This window comes from Geofilum sp. OHC36d9 (assembly GCF_052400685.1).
Taxonomy (GTDB): Bacteria; Bacteroidota; Bacteroidia; order Bacteroidales; family Marinilabiliaceae; genus CAZHHH01.
This window is the reverse complement of sequence record NZ_JBQTGJ010000011.1, coordinates 55,225-74,860: the sequence shown is the minus strand read 5'-3', so window position 1 is coordinate 74,860 and position 19,636 is coordinate 55,225. Positions and strand designations below refer to the sequence as shown.

Here is a 19,636-nt window from a genome sequence, read left to right as displayed (position 1 = left end):
GCCAAGCCACAATTTGGCCACAAATGTAAACAACTTAACGTGAACCACCTGCCCTTAAAGGCAGGTTTTTACTTAAATAAACCAAGCATGTCAACCATACTTCTCGCAATAGAATCGTCGTGTGACGATACCTCAGCAGCAATCATCAAAAATGATACCATTTTAAGCAACGTCATTGCCAGTCAAAAGGTACATGAGACCTACGGTGGTGTTGTTCCGGAACTGGCCTCCCGTGCCCATCAACAAAATATCATTCCAGTGGTTGATACGGCCATAAAAAATGCGGGCATAAAACTTTCAGACATCAATGCTGTGGCATTCACCCGGGGTCCTGGACTGATGGGTTCCCTTTTGGTGGGGACCTCATTTGCCAAAGGCTTTGCGCTGGCCCGCCAAATACCGCTCATTGAAGTACATCATTTGCAAGCGCACGTCCTGGCCCATTTCATACAAGAACCCGGACAGCAACACACCACCCCAAAATTTCCATTTCTTTGTCTGCTGGTATCAGGCGGCAACAGCCAAATAATTAAAGTAACCAGCCCTTTGGTGATGGAAATAATAGGAACCACTATTGATGATGCGGCCGGCGAAGCCTTCGACAAATGCGCCAAAGTAATGGATCTGCCCTATCCTGGAGGACCATATGTTAATAAGTATGCCATGGATGGTAATGCAAATGCCTTTCAATTCAACAAGCCACGGATTAAAGATTTCGACTATAGCTTCAGCGGACTAAAAACTTCTTTTCTCTATTTTTTACGCGACCGGATAAAAGAAAATCCTGATTTCATCCAACAGAACAGGAATGACCTGTGTGCTTCGTTGCAAAAAACCATTGTTGACATCCTCATGGATAAACTGATAAAAGCATCCAAACAAACAGGCATAAAAGAAGTCGCTTTGTCCGGCGGAGTCTCAGCAAATACAGCCCTGCGCGAAGCCATTACCTCTCAAACAAAACAACGCGGCTGGCATACTTACATACCAAAATTTTCATATACCACCGACAACGCTGCAATGGTTGCCATCACCGGCTACTTCAAATATCTGAAAGGCGAATTTGCCACACACGACATGGCCCCCTTTGCACGATAAAAAGAACAGTGCATTTAATGGATGAACCAATGATTGTTATTTAAGTGTCCTCAAGACCAACCATTTTCTTACCAAACCAAAAAAGCAGTTTAGGCAACCCAATAAATCAAATCATTGGTTATATCGTCAACATTTTATATTCGCACCCCGGGAATCACTTTGAGCCAGAGAAAAAGACTTTAAGTGCAATCTGAATATAAAAAGACACCGCAATATCGTTTAAATCATGGCACCCTCATTAAAATTGAATCTTAAACAATTCACCAAATTTTAAGCGAACGCCAATACCAAAAACAATACTCTACAAACCTTTTTTTAGCGCCGGTCCATAAAGTCGAAAGTTCGGATATTATCAATCTTACGAAACCAACCATCATCTTACCACCTTAAAACCAACTACATATAAACATTATAACTATTTTTAACTAAAGAATTAGTCATTTTGTCAACAAAAGACTTGCTTGACTAAAACATTAGTCATACATTTGTTTAAACTTAAAAAGAAAATCATGCAATTAACCAACGCCGAAGAAGAGATCATGCAAATATTATGGAAACTTAAAGAAGGATTGGTGCGGGATATCCGCGAAGAGTTTCCGGATCCAAAACCCGCTCGCAACACAGTTTCAACCATCGTAAGAATTCTGGAAAAGAAAGGACACGTCGCTCATAAAACTTTCGGAAACGTGCATGTTTACTATCCACTAATAAAAAAAGAAGACTATTCAAAGAGTCAACTATTTGGTGTGATGAAAAAATATTTCGACAATTCCTTCCCTGCTATGGCATCGTTCTTTGCACGCGAAAAGGATCTCACAATCGGACAGTTAGAAGAACTGATGGAAGAAACACGCAAAGAGTTAAAAAAAGAGAATCGCACCACTAATAAATAAAGCCATGGAAGTAGCATTCACATCTTTTCTGCTCAAGTCGACCCTCTGGTTGAGCGCCTTTGGCCTGATGTATTTCATCACGCTGCGCAATGAAAGATATTTCAAGATAAATCGCGTCTTCCTAATAACCGGCCTCATCGCATCATTGTTATTCCCATTATTTACAATCAGATACAACGTAAACATACGACTTCCCGAAGTACCAGTAAATATTGGAGAGATGCAAGTTACACAGCTAGCAGAACATCCGGGGCCTGATATGACCTGGAAAGGAATCGTATCGCTCATCATCATTGCAGGTAGTATTGTATACCTCTTCCGACTTATTAATCAACTATATGAAATACATAAAATCATCCGCAACTCACCCAAACAAAAAGAAGGCCGGTTTACAATTATTACCACGTCAAAGTATCGTCACTCATTCTCATTTTTCTCCTATATTATTATTCATCCCGACGTCACTGCAATTGAAAAACAGGAGATTATAAGGCACGAGTCTGAACACATCAATCAGCGTCACTGGGCCGATCTGCTATTGGCTGAGATAGTAGGACTGCTGCAATGGTTCAACCCGCTGGCCCGCCTCTACATTCACCTGATCCGGCAAAACCATGAGTATCTGGCCGATCGTGAAGCTCTCATTAAAACCCCTCGGCCCGCCATTTACAAAGCCGTACTAATCAATCAAATATCCGGAGGGGAAGTATTACGTTTAACCCATTCATTTAATTACTCACTGAATAATAAAAGATTTACCATGATGAAAAACCGATCTACATCCGGACTGAGGCAACTCAAACCCATTCTGGTTATTCCGGCCATTGCATTACTGTTCTATGCATTTTCGGAACCGACTTACAGCTACATCCCGTCAACTAACACATCCGAAAAGATGGACCAACCGTCGTCTGCCCCATCCGACTTACAAGCAGACATAACCGACACAACCATCCGTCAGAAAGAAACTCCAAAGTCGGTAAAAACATCAACAACAGAAACCATCAAAAAGATAAAAGTAACCGGAGTTGTTACTTCAGATCAGGGCGCTCCACTGGAAGATGCCATCATTCGCATTAAAAACACAAACAGGGGAATACCCGCCGACAAAAAAGGACAATTTCAGATTGAAGAAGTTCCCGAAGATGCCCAGCTGGTTGTCTCGAAAGTTGGTTATATAACAGGCTATACTGCACCCGCTAAAGAACTCCAAATCACCCTTCACAAAAACACAGTCGCATTGAATGAAATAGCTGTTGTAGCTTATGCCCCCTCCAGTGAAACATCGCCAACCATTAACAAACAGACGACAACACCACCACAGGTCACCATCAAAGGAACATCAAAAGATCACCCACCGCTGGTTATTCTTGACGGACAAGAGATAACTCTGAAAGAAATGTCAAAAATAAGTCCCGACGCCATTCAATCCATCGATGTCATTAAAGACACGGTTGTTATTAAAGAAAAATATGGCAAAGTCAATAACAGCGGGGTTATAATTATCACCACCAAAAAAGAAGAACCAGAAAACGACACCGTCTTTAAAATAGTTGAAGAAATGCCAGAATACCCGGGAGGTCAGGAAGCCTTGAGGGAGTTTGTAGCCAGTAATATTAAATATCCGGCAGAAGCACAAAAAGGAAAAATTGAAGGCAAAGTTTATGTAACATTCATTATTTCTGCGAAAGGGAAAGTAGAAAATACTGAAGTAATCAGAGGGGTACATGAAACACTTGATAAAGAAGCCCTTCGTGTAGTAAATGCTATGCCCGACTGGAAACCGGGCATGCAACGAGGCAAACCGGTGGCCGTGGAGTACACCATCCCGATCAATTTTGCTTTGCAATAACAAAAAAACTCAAAACAACTTGATTATGACGCCATTGACATTATTCCTTATCAAATCAACCCTCTGGACGACGGGTTTCCTGATAATATATGTTCTGTTTCTAAAAAATGAAAAAGACTTTGTCACAAACCGAATATTTTTAAACACTGGCGTTGTATTTTCCTTACTACTTCCTTTTTGGACAATTAAATGGGCAAACGTCATCAGTGCATCGCCATTGATAAATACACAAGGAAAAATTCTGGCAGAACTCCCGGTTGTGCAAAGTATAACAGAAACACAAGCCATCATCAACTGGAACCACTATTTAACAATCATTTACCTGTGCGGTATCGTCCTATTTCTAATTCACCTGATCTGGCAAATCAGCCGCACCATTTTAATCATAAAAAAAAGTGACATAGAACAATCCGGTTCGTACAAAATAATTAAATCACCCGATATAGCTGCAGCTTACTCCTTCTTCACCTATATATTTGTCAACAATGACACCCCCGACTATGAATTAAAGGAGATTATCAAACACGAAGCTGCACATATTGAAGAGAAGCACTGGCTGGATATTTGGCTGGCAGAGACATTACGCATAGCACAATGGTTCAACCCCATAGCGCAGCTATACGGTCATTTCATGCGTCAAAACCACGAATATCTGGCGGATCAAAAAGCTTTGCAAAGGACAAAAGATCCAGCGCGATACAAAGCTGCGCTACTTAACCAGCTCATTGGCGGAGACCTGTTCCGTCTGGGGCATTCATTCAACTATTCACTTAACCAAAAACGCTTTAACATGATGAAAAAAGAAGCAAGTACATCCATCAGTAAACTTAAAACACTATGGATGATTCCAATGATGGTAATAATAATCTACGCCTGCTCGCAAGCCGATGAGAGCTTCCCGGATTCAAATAATCTTTCCGACGAAAATTATGTGTATGTAATTGACGGGTCGGTTTACAACATCACTCAGGAACAGGTATTTAAAATATTAACACCCGACGAAATAGAAAGTCAGGATCTAATACAAGAAGGGCCGGAACTTCTTAAATACGGAAGTTCGAGCACCACAGGCATCGTCAAAATCAATTCAAAAGAAGGTATCTTCAACAAAAAATGGATAGAAACGGACATGAATTCGGATATCAATAAAAAAGCAACATTTATGATTGTTGAGGAGATGCCTGAATTTCCCGGAGGCAATGAGGCCTTAAAAGAATATCTGGCAGAAACCATAAATTATCCGGAAGAAGCCATCGCCAATGACATAGAAGGCAAAGTATATGTACAATTCGTGATCGATGAAAACGGCAACACAAAAGATACAAAGCTCCTGCGAAGCCCCAATTTGTTACTGGGCGAAGAAGCATTGAGAGTAATCAGGGAGATGCCTGCGTGGACACCAGGCTATCAAAGAGGCGTTCCGGTCAGGGTCAACTACACAGTTCCCATTAATTTTGTACTATAGGGCATGTCAACAAAATCCGCCCCATAAAAAAACGGCGCACAGACAAACATCAATTGTTCTCTGTGCGCCGTTATATATAATAAAAACAGGAAAACAGCTCAATGACAGAAGGTGACACCAATCAGCTCGGCTAAGAAAAAATGGATAACAGTTCCCTTATTTCATTGGTCTTATCAATCTGACCAGCCGTTTCGTAGGCATACAGCAAATTATTAAGCATTCGCCGGACAATCTCCCGATTGTGGCAAGGCAAAAAATAGGATTCCAACAAATCAAGCTTTTGCTGTCGGATAAAAAATTCAATTTCCTTACGGCCTAATACAGCTCCTTTGTTAATGGGGTTAATATAAAACAAAACCGAGCCCTCAACACCATTTTTGGAATGCACCAAATCGATGCCATCGTCCATATAAGCCAGTATAAAATTTTTGGGTAAATTAACGCCAAATACAGGTAATCCAAGCCTTTGCGCCACTACCGAATAAATAACCGATAAAGAAATAGGATTTCCCTTTCGGGTATCAAGCACATCGCAGACAAGAGAGTTCTGCGCAGCCATAAAATTGGTTTTATTGCGGGCATATCCATAAACATCAAACATGATATGATTAATGATCCGGACTTTCTCAAGCGCCGTTAAATGATCATTCAACTCCAACCAGACATCCGTTTTAATTTTTGTCAGCTTGGCATTGACATCTTCATACTGCAACTCCGGATACTGGTATTTGGACACCAGATAAGCACCATACAACAAATCATCAGATGAAACCAGCCAGTTTCGCAACTCACCTTTAACATTTCGAAACTGCAAGGTGTGAATCAAATTTTCCAGGCGTCGCTGATACCCTGCATCCATAGTCATCTCCCAGGCCCTTTCAAGCTCCGGCACAATCACCACTTCTTCTTTCAGCAATTCTCCCTCCACCGCACTGAAGATCTCTTGATTTGGATCATCCAACAAAGTTATTAATGCCTGAATCTTCTTTTTATCCATAGGATTGGTTAGCTATATCAAGATTAATGAATGCAAAAAAACAATTGTTTTTCATTCTTTTATTTGATGCTTGATAAAAAAGGTCCAACTTCTGCGTTAAGGTTATCTTCAATAAGGTCATTTAGGACTGTAAACTCACAGTTATCAAACCGGGCAAGCCTTGTATTTGAACTTTTATATTTCAAACACTTAGTTTATGAACAGACTCTATTTTGAGAGTGCCTGAAAAACATAACCGACCAACTGCTTAACCACTTTTTTATAGTCCTTACTATAAGTGCCCTGCCAACGGTTGGCTATAATAACACAAACGGTAACCGCCTTATGTCCTAACAAAGCCGAGAGACCATATATTGCGGAACACTCCATCTCATAATTGGTAATTCGATAGTTGTTATACCTAAACGCAGTCACCGCTGAATTCAAATCCGGCATTGCTAAAGGCAAACGAAGCACCCGACCTTGCGGACCGTAAAAACCCGGCGCAGAAATGTTCACGCCTTTAATAACCGGCGCTCCTTCCAGTCGTTTGACCAAATCGTCATCGGCATTAACAACATAAGGGGCATGCAGCGACTTAATCCAACCGGTATGATCAACAAATGCCTTTTCAAACCCCAGGTCAGCCACGCCATCCCGGCCATCATAAAAATTCAGCAACCCATCGAAACCAATGGCTTTCTCGCTTAACACCCAACTGTCGACCGGCAAATCCTCCTGTAAAGAACCGGATGTACCCACACGAACAATGGTAAGCGTAGTGTGCTCAGCCTTTGGCAGCCGCGTTTCAAAATCAATATTAACCAATGCATCCAGCTCGTTCATGACAATATCGATATTATCGGTACCGATACCTGTCGATAAAACAGTGAAAGCGACCTCATTAAAGACGCCTGTTTTCCACACAAACTCCCGGTTATAACCGCTGTAATCGATACGGCTCATAAAGCCGGCGACCATATCAACCCGACCGGGGTCACCCACCAAAATGACCCGTGATGCCAATTGTCCGGGTTTTATATGAAGATGGAATACAGAACCATCGGGATTAATTATCAATTCAGAATTCGCAATAGGTTTCATACAAGTTATTTAACACTAATAAAATTTCTATTCACCAATATCCGGGCCGGTTTTATGCTCATACCACAGCCTGAATAAAATGAGATTCCAACAGGAACAACTACCACAGCACCACATTATTGTGAATAAACGTATTCAAAATAACAAAAAATATATGGAAATACAAGAAATTAATTATCAACAGTCTATTAACAACTGATATCCAGAGCAAAACCGTCTTTTTAAAGAGATATGCAAATCTTAGTTTCACAACCGCAAAAATCTTGTTATTTTTGTGCAAAATTTCAACTATGATACAACGTATTCAAACCGTATATTTACTGTTAGCACTCTTTTTAACCGGTGATCTGTTTTTCATCAACATGGCCAATCTGGCTTCGGAAACAGCCACCTACAAACTGATCTATTCCGGCATCGAAGAAGTCGCTTCAACACCGGCAGCTCCTGTAATGCCAGCCAGTGCGCTAACCATTCTCCTCTGTATGACAGTCCTTTTAATTGTGATAACTATTTTTATGTTTAAAAAAAGGTTGTTACAGATACGAATAGCCGGCCTCTCATTGGGACTATTGGCCGGGTTATCAGGGCTGATATTCTATTTTGGCAAGGCAGGTGCAAAAGAACTGGCAGCCGAAGTCAGTTACACGCCGGCAATAGTACTGCCTCTCATAGCCATCATTCTCGTAATACTAGCCATTCGTGCAATAGGGAAAGATGAGGCATTGGTGAAAAGTCTGGATCGAATCCGCTAATTAGTGTTTGTCTATAAAGCCAACTTCTGCGTTATGCTTGTCATAAAAACAGTTGTTTACGAAAAGTAAACGCCTTGATTTTTATGACTTCGCAAGCCTTGAATTTGAACTTTATAGTTCAAACACCTGGTTTATGGACAGCCTCTAAATAATGTTTGTCTATAAAAGCCAACTTCTGCATTATGCTTGTCATAAAAACAGTTGTTTACGGAAAGTAAACGCCTTGATTTTTATGACTTCGCAAGCCTTGAATTTGAACTTTATAGTTCAAACACCTGGTTTATGGGCAGCCGCTAATTAGTGTTTGTCTATAAAGTCAACGCCTTCGTTACGTTTGTATAACTGTTTGGTTTACGCCCTTACAGGGCTTTGTTATATGGTCGCTCAGATACACAGGGCGTTGCCCTATGCTGTTGCTTACGCCCTTTCAGGGCTATTGGTGGTTATCTGGAAAGTGCGGCTACTGCGTTACATTTGTTCATTTTCACGCACTGAAAGTGCAGTATGCAAACTTGTTTGCAACAATACCGAACGTAGAAAAATTCAATTTATTAAAATACTGCCACTGCAAGTAATTTCCTTAACGAATATTTCCGGAGGCGGAAAACAACCCCAATATCCCTTAAAACTCAGAATACCCACCTTAAATCCGGGTTTAAATCACATCTCTAAATTTCAACCTAACACCAATAATTATCAGACATAAAAAAGACGGAATAACATTGAGCCATTAAAACGACCCAATACATTCCGTCATTATACAATCGTTGAAACAAGGTTTCGAAGTCAGCTCGACACTTTATTCCACCTCCACAGCGGGATGGGGTAAAAACTTCTTTTGAAAAATAAGCAAGATCATAATTCCCACCGAAATAGAAGCATCGGCCACATTAAACACAGGCCGGAAAAAGATAAAACGTTCGCCACCAACCCATGGCAGCCAATCGGGATAAAAACCTTTCCACAGTGGAAAATAGAACATATCGACCACTTTACCATGCAAAAATGGGGCGTAACCTCCCCCATCGGGTAAAAAGGCAGCCACATTACCATAGCTGGCATCAAACAACAAACCATAAAAAGCGCTGTCGATAATATTACCCAAAGCGCCGGCCAATATCATGCTGACACACACAATGAGGCCCATTGACGATTTCTCATCTTTCGCAATTTTATAAAGATACCAGCCGATACCAAATACCGCCACGATACGAAAAACACTGAGAACCACCTTTCCAAACTTACCGGACAGTTCCATACCAAAAGCCATCCCGTTATTCTCAACAAAATGAATAATAAACCAATCGAAGATATGATATTCCTGACCAAGCATCATATTGGTTTTGATCCAAATTTTCAGTCCCTGGTCAATTAATAAAACGGCTAAAATGATAATCAATGATTTGGATAACTTGTTCATCACGAAAAGTTTTAAAAATAAAAAGGGCTCGTGGAATAATAAAAAACGCACAAGACCCTTCAAGCACTTAATAAACGTGTTGATAGCAAAAGATAAAACACGATAAAATGCTTACTTCTGATTTAACTTAGCATCAATGCTCAATGTTGCATGAGGAACCGCCCTAAGCCGCTCTTTGGGGATAAGCCGTCCTGTTTCACGGCAAATACCATACGTCTTATTTTCGATACGGATCAGCGCAGCCTGCAAATGCTGAATAAACTTTTGCTGGCGCTGAGCCAGTTTACCGGCTTCTTCCTTCGATAATACAGAAGCACCTTCTTCCAGCACTTTAAATGTAGGCGAAGTGTCCTGGGTATCATTACCATCCTCCATCGTGATAGTATTCTTCAACAACTCGTAATCCTTTCGGGCTTTATCAAGTTTTTGGAGAATCAATTCTTTGAACTCCTGGAGTTCAGCATCTGAATATCTGGTCTTTTCGCTCATAATACTTGGTATTAAGGAATACTATTAACTCTTTTCAATAAAAATATATGTCACCAAATCAGCATCCAGTTCAACAGAAATTGCCTTTTCCCCACACTTATCCACCAGCTTAATTTCCTGCGCCAACACCTGCGTTCCTATGTAATCGGAATACTTCGTCACAGCGCTGTTAATGGCCGCATGCTTCTGTATCTGCAAGCTAATTTTATCTGTCACATCCAATCCACTATCTTTTCGAATATTCTGGATGCGATTTATCAGTTCACGCGCCACGCCTTCTTCACGCAGTTGGTCGGTAATGGTGATATCCAAAGCCACAGTAATACGGCCATCGTTCGCCACCAGCCAACCGGGAATATCCTCGCTCAAAATTTCAACATCCTCCAACAGCAACACAATCTCCTCGCCATTGATATTGACAGGAAACCGTTCGTCACGCTCAAACACTTTTATATCATCGGCAGTCATGTTATTAACAGCTGCGGCGATTAATTTCATCAGTTTACTGTATTTCGGTCCAAGGGTTTTAAAATTAGGCTTAATTTTCTTCACTAAAACGCCGCCATCGTCTTTCAGATATTCTAATTCCTTTACATTAACCTCGGCCAAAATCAGATCTTTAACCGCCTCCAGCTGATCCTCGAATGTTTGATTTAACACCGGCACCATAATTTTCTGAAGCGGCTGCCGCACCTTGATGCTCACCTTACGACGCAATGCCAGCACCATTGAAGAAATCTGCTGAGCATAAGCCATCCGTTCCTCCAGATCCTTATTAATCAAAGCATCGTCACACTCAGGCATGGTCCCGATGTGAACCGACGATTCGGAATGCAAACCTGATACCAAATTTAAATCAGTATACAAACGGTCCATATAAAAAGGAGCAATGGGCGCTCCCAGTTGAGCCACGGTTTCGAGACACTGATATAAGGTCTGATAAGCTGCCAGTTTATCGGGTGTCATACCACCGCCCCAAAAACGCTTACGATTCAGCCGCACATACCAGTTACTCAGATTTTCTGTAACAAACTCCTGAATGGCTCTGCCGGCACGCGTTGGTTCATAGCTCTCGTAAGCATTTACCACGTCTTTCACCAGGCTATTGAGCAAAGAAATCACCCAACGGTCTATTTCGGGTCGTTGAGACACAGGCACCTGTGGTTCCTGTCCGGTAAACCCATCAACATTGGCATACAACGAGAAGAAAGAATAGGTGTTATACAGCGTCCCAAAAAATTTCCTTTTCACCTCATCAATACCTGAGATATCGAATTTCAGGTTATCCCATGGTTGCGAATTGGTCATCATGTACCACCTCAACGGGTCGGAGCCATACTCTTCAATAACAGAGAACGGATCAACAGCATTGCCCAATCGTTTGGACATTTTATTCCCTTTCTTATCGAGAACCAAACCATTGGATATAATATTTTTGAAAGCCACCGAATCGAACAACATGGTTGACAACGCATGCAGGGTAAAAAACCAGCCACGCGTCTGATCCACACCTTCAGCAATAAAATCGGCCGGGAAAGGGATGGACGAGGCCGCATTGTCAATATCGGCATCGGGCTGTTCAAAAGGAAAATGCATCTGTGCATAAGGCATAGCACCTGAATCGAACCAAACATCAATCAGGTCGGGTTCGCGATACATTAGCCTGCCATCGTCAGACACCAAAATAATATCATCAACAAAAGGACGGTGCAAGTCAAATTTTTCGTAATTGGCCTTGCTGTTATCGCCTTCCACAAATCCGGCCAACGGATTTTTATCCATCACACCGGCTGCAACGGCTTTTTCCACTTCCCGGTACAACTCGGCAACCGAGCCGATGCATATTTGAGCAGAACCATCTTCGGCCCTCCAAATTGGCAGTGGCGTGCCCCAGTAACGGGAACGACTGAGATTCCAGTCCACAAGATTTTCGAGCCATTTGCCAAACCGACCGGAACCGGTACTTTCGGGCTTCCAGTTGATGGTGTTATTTAAGGCGATCATACGATCACGAAGCGCCGTCGTTTTAATAAACCAGCTATCAAGCGGGTAATACAACACAGGCTTATCTGTACGCCAGCAATGCGGATAATTGTGAACATGCTTCTCGACTCTGAAGGCTTTATTTTCCTTTTTCAGCATAACCGACAAATCGATATCAAGCGAAGCATCGGCATCGGTGAGCTTCTCGTCGTAAGCATTTTTCACGAAACGGCCGGCATACTCTCCATAGGCTTTAACATCCACCTGATTTTTAACAAAATCGGCATCAAGATCTTTTATGAGGAAAAATTTACCAGTGCGGTCGACCATTGGCTGTCGCTTACCTTCACGGTCAATCAAAATCAGAGGTGCAATACCTGCAACCTTGGCCGCCCTGTCGTCATCGGCACCAAAGGTCGGTGCTATATGGACAATGCCGGTACCATCCGACGTTGTGATAAAATCACCGGTAATAACTCTGAATGCGTCGCCCATGGGTTTAATCCATGGTATCAATTGCTCGTAGGCAAGTCCTTTTAACTGACTGCCTTTAAATTCGTCAAAAACCTGAAAAGGAATTTTTTTATCACCCGGCACATACGCCTCAAGTTTCAGACCGGCATTTTTCTCATTAAAATAAGCGCCAACCAGATCTTTGGCCACAATAACGGTAACCGGCTCGCCGGAATAAGGGTTGAATGAGCGTACCTTAACATAGGTAATATTGGCACCCACAGCCAAAGCGGTATTGGATGGTAACGTCCATGGTGTGGTAGTCCATGCCAGAAAATACAAGTCAGTGCTGACGTCATTAAACAGAAACTCTGAGTCGCTATTCCTGATCACTTTGAACTGAGCGGTACAGGTCGTATCTTTTACATCGCGATAGCATCCGGGCTGATTTAGTTCATGGGTACTCAAACCCGTCCCGGCAGCCGGTGAATAGGGCTGTATGGTGTATCCCTTATATAGCAGGCCTTTATCAAATAACCTTTTGAGCATCCACCACAGGGTTTCGATGTAGCGGTTATCATAAGTGATATAGGGATTTTCCATATCCACCCAATAGCCCATCTTTTCGGTCACATCTTTCCACACGTCGGTGTACTTCATGACATCCTTACGGCAGGTCATATTGTATTCGGCCACAGAAATTGTTTTACCAATATCCTCTTTGGTGATACCAAGCGCCTTCTCCACACCCAACTCAACAGGTAAACCATGGGTATCCCATCCGGCCTTACGATGCACCAGATAACCCTTTTGAGTTTTAAAACGACAAATGGCATCTTTAATGGTACGGGCCATCACATGGTGTATTCCGGGCATGCCATTGGCCGACGGGGGTCCTTCATAAAAGATGAATGAAGGGTGTCCCTCACGCGATTTCAGACTTTGCTCAAACGTATGTTGCTCCGACCATTTTTTAAGTACCTCTTTGTTAACAAGAGAAAGGTCCAATCCCTTATATTCAGGAAATTTCTTGTTCATTGTAAATTGTCGTTTTTATCCTCTTTAAAAAAACGTACAAATATAGACTTTGGAAGCCTGAAAAACAAGAAATATTATGGCGGCCTTAAATGCGGCTACCGACGCCAAAAACCGACTGAGTAAATCATATTTACCAATAAAGTCAACGACTTAGTCGGGCTTGCCATAAAAAAGGTCGGTTACAAAAAGCAAACGCCTTGATCTTTATGACCTGGCAAAACTTATGTTTTGAACTTTATATTTCAAACCACCTGGTTTATGGAGAGGCACTGGTTAGAGTGCGGCTGATTTGTATAACTGTTTGGCTTACGCCCTTACAGGGCTATGTTATATGGTTGCTCATATACATAGGGCGTTACCCTATGCTGTTGCTTACGCCCTTTCAGGGCTATTGGTGGTTATCTGTAAAGTCCGATTAGTTTTACACCATCCAACGCCTCTTTTACCAGAAGCAAAGTATGCCCTGGAGAAAAAACGGACCAATACCACCGGATGAATCCCGAATGTTGGTATGGAGAACAAACCTCAAAAATCGATTCCACATTATATAAGGAGTACCATTGCAATCGGGTTTAATTCAACATTGAGCACATATTTGGCCAAAAGCCAAAAACGATGCTTAAGTGTTGTAAAACGTTTTTTATTCCGATTTAATGTCGTCCTCCGTTTCAAATCTTCCGTCCGAACCTGCTGAAACAATTAATTCAGTTGTAGCTCTACCGGGATGTCCTTCAACCTAGAGTAATCGCTGGGTCGTGCCGACCGCTCATACTCCTATATATTGGCATCAGTTATTTCATCTTAGCAGAAACTACTACCGCATTAATACTCTGACTAAAAGAATTTCTGCCAATATTCATTACTTTATCTATTTTAATATCATATCCTTTGGATAAAATTTTTCGATATAGACAGTCAAATATACTGTTGTTTTCTTCGGGCTTATTTCCGTCATCAAACTTTAAGCTTAAAAATGAACTGTTACTTAATGGTCTTATCAAAGCATAATTTGGCAAATCAAGGATGCTATGATTAGTTTCTATATGCCCACCAAAACCTGATTCAAGAAAAGCTATATCTGAGCTCAATGATAAGTCAGCTAGCTGATCAAATGTGTAAAACACTTGTTGTTTGTTTATTAAGACCAAAATCATTGCTAGTTCCGTAGGATCTACCTTAAAATGACATAGGGAAGAAGCCGCACTATATCTTTCAATTGGGTTTAAATTTAATTTCAATAAGTCTTTCAATTGGTCATTTGCCCAACCCAGAATACTAGTCTCTTGACCTGCAAAGTCTCCAACTTCTCTTTTTGCCGATTTTGCTTTAAAATCAATGTAACCAACAAAATAATCACTATTCCTATTATGCACAGAATGAGCTAACCCACCAACTGTTGAGACACTAAGAAAGTTCTGTTCATTACTTAAAGTAGTACTTATAGCTGCAAAACCAAACTGCTTACTATCTTCAATTATTGGTTTGAGTCGGTCAATATTTTTACTTATATATTCTTTATTCTGAGAAAGTATTCTATAATCTAAAAAGCTAATGGTGCTTAACCATTCATTTTTATCAAAATCTGGACTATTTATAGGGGAGTGTATTTTCGATTCAGCTTCATCCTTATCTTTAAAATGTACTTTAACATCAAGACCAGCAAATAAAGCTGATAAATAAGAAGAAAAGGGGACTTTGAAATTTTTAGACCCCATACGGTTAGTTTTAATTTCAATCATCAAATCATCAGAAAGAATCGAAGGTTTGAGCTTCAATTTAACTCTTGTTGAAACAGATGAATGGAAACCTTCAATGAATCCTTTTTTTAGTATTGGTCTAAGAGTAAATCCTTCTTTGAATTTCAGTTGATGAATTTCAGATAATCCGTCTTTCCAGTTTCTTGATTCTACAAAGACAGAATCAGCAATCATAAAAATAGAATAAAACCCTATGCCGAATTTACCGATAGATTTAAATCCTGAAGAACGTAACCCTGGGAATTCACTTTTAATTAAGCTAGAAGTCCAAAAGCTCGTTCCAAAATCTAAAAGTGGTCCTGTAAGTACTCTTTCTGACATTCCTATACCATTATCTTCAACTATTAGAAATGTATCATTAACAGTTTTTTCAATTTTAATAGTGACCTTACCTTCAAATTGATTTTCTACAAAAGACCTAGCATAAATCGCATCTCTAGAGTTTTGAATTAGCTCCCTTATGGTTATACCCAATAAATCTGAACCTGTACCATATAGCATTTCACCACCTAAATTATCTATTAGTCTTTCAATATTTCCGACATGGACTTGTGCAGAACAAGGCTTCCAATTATCAACTTTTATGAATTCTGACAATTGTTCCGGTGATTCAACTCCTTTTACTTTTTTTACTTTAAAGGTTAGGCTCTTATCTCTTTGGGATAGCAATGTATTACATGAACGTATTTCTTTCTCGACAAGACATATCGCATCATAGGCAACAAACCAAGAAGCAGAATCATCTTCTTTAAAATCAATAGTTGAAGTAAAAAGAAGCGTCTCTTTATTTGGATCAGATTGATCAATGTCTACTTTCGAAATTCTATTTTGAGCTTGCCAATGATTAAAGGAAATACCATTTCTTTTTATTAGAGCATATAGAAAATCGGGAGCCCTCAGATTGTCAAGGTGTGCTGCATCCGCACATCTAAGAATACAAGCAATCTTAACAGGGTCTATTCTCCATTCTCTTGGAAAATTAGGAAGTGAATTTTGTTGGTAAGAAAGTTTAGTTGCTATTTGCTCAATATCCCAATGGTGACTAGAAGCAATTTGACCAATTAATTTTCCTAAATGTTTTCTTAATGCTTGGTTTTCTAGAAGATAAAGTTCTTGTCCATTATCAGGATCTTTCCAAGATCTTTCAAGTAATGATTCTGCTTGAATCGCGTGAAGTTCTCTAAGTGCCGTAAAGTCAGCCTGACTTTTTAATTCATCAAGCTCATAATTATTCGTGTATAATTGTAATTCAGCAAAAGCGTCTTTCCACTGATGAGTTTTCCTTATTCCTTCTTGTCCATTTTCATATGCTTCAAAGCAAAGAGCTGAATCATGAATTAAAATAGCACCACCAAGTACGAAACCTTCTAAAGAGTTTAGGTTATAGTTTTCTCCAACAATTAAAGAAGCTGTATCCCAAAGAGAGTCTAAATGAGAAATTTCATGTTGGGTTAGACCTGGCAGAATTGAAGAAATTCTTGAAACGAGGACAGAAGTATTCTTTCTAAAAGAGACAAACGCACTTCTAAGTTCTTCAATTTTTTCGGAATTAGATATATCATCTTTTATTCCTAAAGTATTCTGCCAAATACTTGTTCGTTTATAATCTTCCATATGGTAAATTCAAGGTTTAATTGATGCTAACTATTCAGTAACCCCACTTGCGGTAAAGTTATATTTGCTTTGTCATATGTTATTTGTAGGACTAATGTAACAATTATTTAAACAGATAAGTCTTCGGGAGGGCTTTAGATGCTGTAACCAACAAGACACCTCCCTTAAAAATTTCAAGAATATGAGGTTACATATTGTATTGTCTAAAGAATTGGTTTTAAGCCAAAGAAGGGACAATTTTCAACTTTTGAGTTACAAGATGCTCTCTATTTTTAAACACAAAGCGTTTAATGCAGCACAATGAAAGCATGGGCATTATTCTCAAAAACATAAAAAAACGACAAAAGGTCCATAGTATTTATTTGTAGTTCTACCGGGATGTAGTTCAACCTGGAGTAATCGTTGGGTCGTACCGAGTGCTCATACTCCTAACATATTGTAACCAGTTGATTTTATTTAAGTAAATTCTGAATCTCAATTTTCAAAGTAGGTAAATGTCTTAATATTGTTCCCCAAATAATCTCATTATCAATTTTATCATACCCATGAATTACTCGATTACGCATACTAATAATCTGTTTTTTACTTGAAATATTTAAAGTTGAATCCAGTTCTTCAATCCGACCCATTGCCTCACCAATAATTTCAAATTCCCTCTCGACAGCTCTTCGTAACATTTTATCAGTACTATAAACATTAAAATCACGCTTTCCGCCAAGAAAATTTTCAATAGAATCAATCGACTCCTGAATATCAAACAAATATTTCTTAAGTTCAAGATCCATAAAGCAAAGTCTTAGTTTGATTAATTGAATTAATGAAATAGGGATTTGATAATGATTTTTCAGTAACTAAATCAACAGGTCTATGAAATAAGTTCTCAAATTTATCAGCCAAATCAAAATAAGTATCCGCATAATCTCCATAATCCATGGGCATAAAGGAAATTAGTAAATCTATATCGCTTCTGTCATTGAATTTATCTGTGCATACCGAACCAAAAGCGAATAAAGTCCTAACATTATGAATCATACATAATGTTTTGATTTTATCTATATTGTCTATTATTAATCTTTGCATATCAATATTTTGTACAAATTTACATTTGCGAATGTACTTATGCAAGTGCAGATTCAATTGGTTACAACGTTACGGCTATAAAGCGTTGGCTTGTGTTGCGCCTGCGGAAAGCCTATTGCGTATGAGCGTATGAGCCATTGTTGTGGTGTCGTTTTTATTTTTACGGAAAATTTATGGCTCCCTGTTTTTGAACTAAAGTCCAATTTTCTTTTTTAATTTCAGCTGTATCTATTTGTTCTGCCCAATTCCAAAGTCCTAAAATTGGCGTTAACTTCACTGTTCTTTGTCCACCGTAACCAAATGCACCAATATCCCATAATTGCTGGTTAATTGTCACGTTAGGATTTTCCCTATTCTCATAAATTATTTGTTCATCGACCCAAGCCCCAAATCCGTATGAAAACATTAGGAATACTATTCCGAAAAACATTACTCCTGCTATTATTGGTGTCAAAATTCCGATAGCAATATTTGTTTTCTTTGGTCTGTCCTTCTTTAAAGTCCAAGCGAGAGTCAGCAAAATTGCAATTGGAAGTCCTTGTAGAATTATGTCGTAGAAAAAATGCATATGATGCCAATCAATGAACTCTATTGGAACAGTTTGTCCAATTGTCATTGCGTAGATTGCAATTCCAAAGAACAGTAAGGTGATCCACTCAAATATTTTTTGAATATGTTTCATTTTGAAGGCCAGACAGATTTATTAGTCAAAAGGTTTTCAATTTTGTCTTGAATAAATTTAGGTGGATATACGTGCAAAGTTCCAATCGCCACTAAAAACCAACCTGAAATGGAAAGAATTTGGTTTGGAACTGTTTCGGTCATATCCACTCCATCAATTCGATATGTTATTTCTTCCACAAATCCTGGCATTAAAGAAATTGCACATGCAACTAAACCTAAAAGTCCGATTAAAACTGGAACATAGAAATGAGTTCTCCACCAAGTATTCAGTCCGTTATTAAGACGGATTGGAAGTCCAACAAATCCGCAGACTATTACTGTCAATATAGAGAATAAAATTGCTAAAATTGGTTGGAATAATGTCAGTCCAACGAAATTTGCAAATCCGCCTTGGTAGTCGAACATTGCAAATAGCATATACAGAATAAAAGTCGTTCCGATTGTCAGTCCAACTTGAATTAAAATTGTCGCTATTTTGATTATTCTAGTCAATTCAGTTTGTCTTCTTTTAATGCTCCACAACTATTCAATAACCTCACTTACGGTAAAGTTATATTTGCTTTGTCATGTGTTATTTGTAGGACTAATGTAACAATAATTTAAACAGATAAGTCTTCGGGAGGGCTTTATATGCTGTAACCAACAAGACACCTCCCTTAAAAATTTAAAGAATATGAGGTTACGTATCGTATTGTCCTAACGGCATATTCTAAGACAATGAGATGCTGATTTTTAAGTTCAAGTTACAATGATCACTCATTTTTGAAACCCCCTTGCGCAGAACCATTCTGCTCTTGAGCAGAATCATCCGGCACTTGTGCAGAATCATCCGGCACTTGTGCAGAGCCATCCGGCACTTGTGCAGAATCATGCGGCACGTGTGCAGAGCCATCCGGCACTTGTGCAGAGCCATCCGGCACTTGTGCAGAGCCATCCGGCACTTGTGCAGAGCCATCCGGCACTTGTGCAGAGCCATCC

16 protein-coding genes are annotated in these 19,636 nt (G+C 39.8%); 5 read left to right on the top strand and 11 right to left on the bottom strand.

Annotation, left to right across the window (positions count from 1 at the left end; all coding sequences use genetic code 11):
* The first annotated feature begins 87 nt into the window (after positions 1–87).
* The 4 genes from tsaD to ACT3CD_RS11780 all read left to right on the top strand — a co-directional run bounded on the left by tsaD (position 88) and on the right by ACT3CD_RS11780 (position 5,308).
* Complete coding sequence (gene tsaD / locus ACT3CD_RS11795; RefSeq protein WP_444645833.1) at positions 88–1,098, top strand: tRNA (adenosine(37)-N6)-threonylcarbamoyltransferase complex transferase subunit TsaD; 1,011 nt, start codon at positions 88–90, stop codon at positions 1,096–1,098.
* A gap of 509 nt (positions 1,099–1,607) precedes the next feature.
* Positions 1,608–1,991: a BlaI/MecI/CopY family transcriptional regulator gene (locus tag ACT3CD_RS11790; RefSeq protein ID WP_444645832.1), complete on the top strand. Its 384-nt coding sequence runs from the start codon at positions 1,608–1,610 to the stop codon at positions 1,989–1,991.
* A gap of 4 nt (positions 1,992–1,995) precedes the next feature.
* Positions 1,996–3,843: a TonB family protein gene (locus tag ACT3CD_RS11785; protein WP_444645831.1), complete on the top strand. Its 1,848-nt coding sequence runs from the start codon at positions 1,996–1,998 to the stop codon at positions 3,841–3,843.
* 25 nt (positions 3,844–3,868) lie between these two features.
* Positions 3,869–5,308, top strand: a complete 1,440-nt coding sequence (locus ACT3CD_RS11780) for a TonB family protein (RefSeq protein WP_444645830.1) — start codon at positions 3,869–3,871, stop codon at positions 5,306–5,308.
* Positions 5,309–5,438: 130 nt separating this feature from the next.
* On the opposite strand, the gene ACT3CD_RS11775 is transcribed toward ACT3CD_RS11780, so the two are convergent.
* Together ACT3CD_RS11775 and ACT3CD_RS11770 are read right to left on the bottom strand one after the other, a co-directional pair.
* The gene (locus ACT3CD_RS11775; protein WP_444645829.1) at positions 5,439–6,305 is read right to left on the bottom strand and encodes a transglutaminase-like domain-containing protein; all 867 of its coding nucleotides are present in this window, start codon (positions 6,303–6,305) and stop codon (positions 5,439–5,441) included.
* Between the two features lie 207 nt (positions 6,306–6,512).
* Complete coding sequence (locus ACT3CD_RS11770; RefSeq protein ID WP_444645828.1) at positions 6,513–7,388, bottom strand: nucleoside phosphorylase; 876 nt, start codon at positions 7,386–7,388, stop codon at positions 6,513–6,515.
* Between the two features lie 290 nt (positions 7,389–7,678).
* Between ACT3CD_RS11770 and ACT3CD_RS11765 the strand changes: the two genes are divergently transcribed.
* On the top strand, positions 7,679–8,140 hold the full coding sequence (locus ACT3CD_RS11765; RefSeq protein ID WP_444645827.1) for a DUF4293 domain-containing protein: 462 nt from the start codon (positions 7,679–7,681) through the stop codon (positions 8,138–8,140).
* A gap of 799 nt (positions 8,141–8,939) precedes the next feature.
* On the opposite strand, the gene ACT3CD_RS11760 is transcribed toward ACT3CD_RS11765, so the two are convergent.
* The 9 genes from ACT3CD_RS11760 to ACT3CD_RS11720 all read right to left on the bottom strand — a co-directional run.
* Entirely contained in the window at positions 8,940–9,560 is a 621-nt protein-coding gene (locus tag ACT3CD_RS11760) for a lipoprotein signal peptidase (RefSeq protein ID WP_444645826.1), read from the bottom strand.
* A 111-nt stretch (positions 9,561–9,671) separates the two neighbouring features.
* A complete protein-coding gene (locus ACT3CD_RS11755) occupies positions 9,672–10,049 on the bottom strand; it encodes a TraR/DksA family transcriptional regulator (protein WP_444645825.1) in 378 nt (125 codons plus the stop codon).
* 24 nt (positions 10,050–10,073) lie between these two features.
* Entirely contained in the window at positions 10,074–13,523 is a 3,450-nt protein-coding gene (ileS, locus tag ACT3CD_RS11750; protein WP_444645824.1) for an isoleucine--tRNA ligase, read from the bottom strand.
* Positions 13,524–14,314: 791 nt separating this feature from the next.
* Positions 14,315–16,894 (bottom strand): HD domain-containing protein, encoded by a 2,580-nt coding sequence (locus tag ACT3CD_RS11745; RefSeq protein WP_444645823.1) that lies wholly within the window; start codon positions 16,892–16,894, stop codon positions 14,315–14,317.
* A gap of 452 nt (positions 16,895–17,346) precedes the next feature.
* Positions 17,347–17,679 (bottom strand): HepT-like ribonuclease domain-containing protein, encoded by a 333-nt coding sequence (locus ACT3CD_RS11740; RefSeq protein ID WP_444645822.1) that lies wholly within the window; start codon positions 17,677–17,679, stop codon positions 17,347–17,349.
* A complete protein-coding gene (locus ACT3CD_RS11735) occupies positions 17,669–17,974 on the bottom strand; it encodes a nucleotidyltransferase family protein (protein ID WP_444645821.1) in 306 nt (101 codons plus the stop codon). The genes ACT3CD_RS11740 and ACT3CD_RS11735 overlap by 11 nt, the downstream gene beginning before the upstream one ends.
* Positions 17,975–18,134: 160 nt before the next feature.
* On the bottom strand, positions 18,135–18,656 hold the full coding sequence (locus ACT3CD_RS11730) for a hypothetical protein (protein WP_444645820.1): 522 nt from the start codon (positions 18,654–18,656) through the stop codon (positions 18,135–18,137).
* On the bottom strand, positions 18,653–19,150 hold the full coding sequence (locus ACT3CD_RS11725) for a hypothetical protein (RefSeq protein ID WP_444645819.1): 498 nt from the start codon (positions 19,148–19,150) through the stop codon (positions 18,653–18,655). The genes ACT3CD_RS11730 and ACT3CD_RS11725 overlap by 4 nt, the downstream gene beginning before the upstream one ends.
* Positions 19,151–19,410: 260 nt before the next feature.
* A partial coding sequence (locus tag ACT3CD_RS11720; RefSeq protein ID WP_444645818.1) for a hypothetical protein occupies positions 19,411–19,636 on the bottom strand: 226 nt, incomplete at its 5' end.

Bases quoted from the DNA above. Each gene is read 5' to 3' on its own strand.
- tsaD (WP_444645833.1), top strand. From the start codon at position 88: ATGTCAACCATACTTCTCGCAATAGAATCGTCGTGTGACGATACCTCA.
- ACT3CD_RS11790 (WP_444645832.1), top strand. From the start codon at position 1,608: ATGCAATTAACCAACGCCGAAGAAGAGATCATGCAAATATTATGGAAA.
- ACT3CD_RS11785 (WP_444645831.1), top strand. From the start codon at position 1,996: ATGGAAGTAGCATTCACATCTTTTCTGCTCAAGTCGACCCTCTGGTTG.
- ACT3CD_RS11780 (WP_444645830.1), top strand. From the start codon at position 3,869: ATGACGCCATTGACATTATTCCTTATCAAATCAACCCTCTGGACGACG.
- ACT3CD_RS11775 (WP_444645829.1), bottom strand. From the start codon at position 6,305: ATGGATAAAAAGAAGATTCAGGCATTAATAACTTTGTTGGATGATCCA.
- ACT3CD_RS11770 (WP_444645828.1), bottom strand. From the start codon at position 7,388: ATGAAACCTATTGCGAATTCTGAATTGATAATTAATCCCGATGGTTCT.
- ACT3CD_RS11765 (WP_444645827.1), top strand. From the start codon at position 7,679: ATGATACAACGTATTCAAACCGTATATTTACTGTTAGCACTCTTTTTA.
- ACT3CD_RS11760 (WP_444645826.1), bottom strand. From the start codon at position 9,560: ATGAACAAGTTATCCAAATCATTGATTATCATTTTAGCCGTTTTATTA.
- ACT3CD_RS11755 (WP_444645825.1), bottom strand. From the start codon at position 10,049: ATGAGCGAAAAGACCAGATATTCAGATGCTGAACTCCAGGAGTTCAAA.
- ileS (WP_444645824.1), bottom strand. From the start codon at position 13,523: ATGAACAAGAAATTTCCTGAATATAAGGGATTGGACCTTTCTCTTGTT.
- ACT3CD_RS11745 (WP_444645823.1), bottom strand. From the start codon at position 16,894: ATGGAAGATTATAAACGAACAAGTATTTGGCAGAATACTTTAGGAATA.
- ACT3CD_RS11740 (WP_444645822.1), bottom strand. From the start codon at position 17,679: ATGGATCTTGAACTTAAGAAATATTTGTTTGATATTCAGGAGTCGATT.
- ACT3CD_RS11735 (WP_444645821.1), bottom strand. From the start codon at position 17,974: ATGCAAAGATTAATAATAGACAATATAGATAAAATCAAAACATTATGT.
- ACT3CD_RS11730 (WP_444645820.1), bottom strand. From the start codon at position 18,656: ATGAAACATATTCAAAAAATATTTGAGTGGATCACCTTACTGTTCTTT.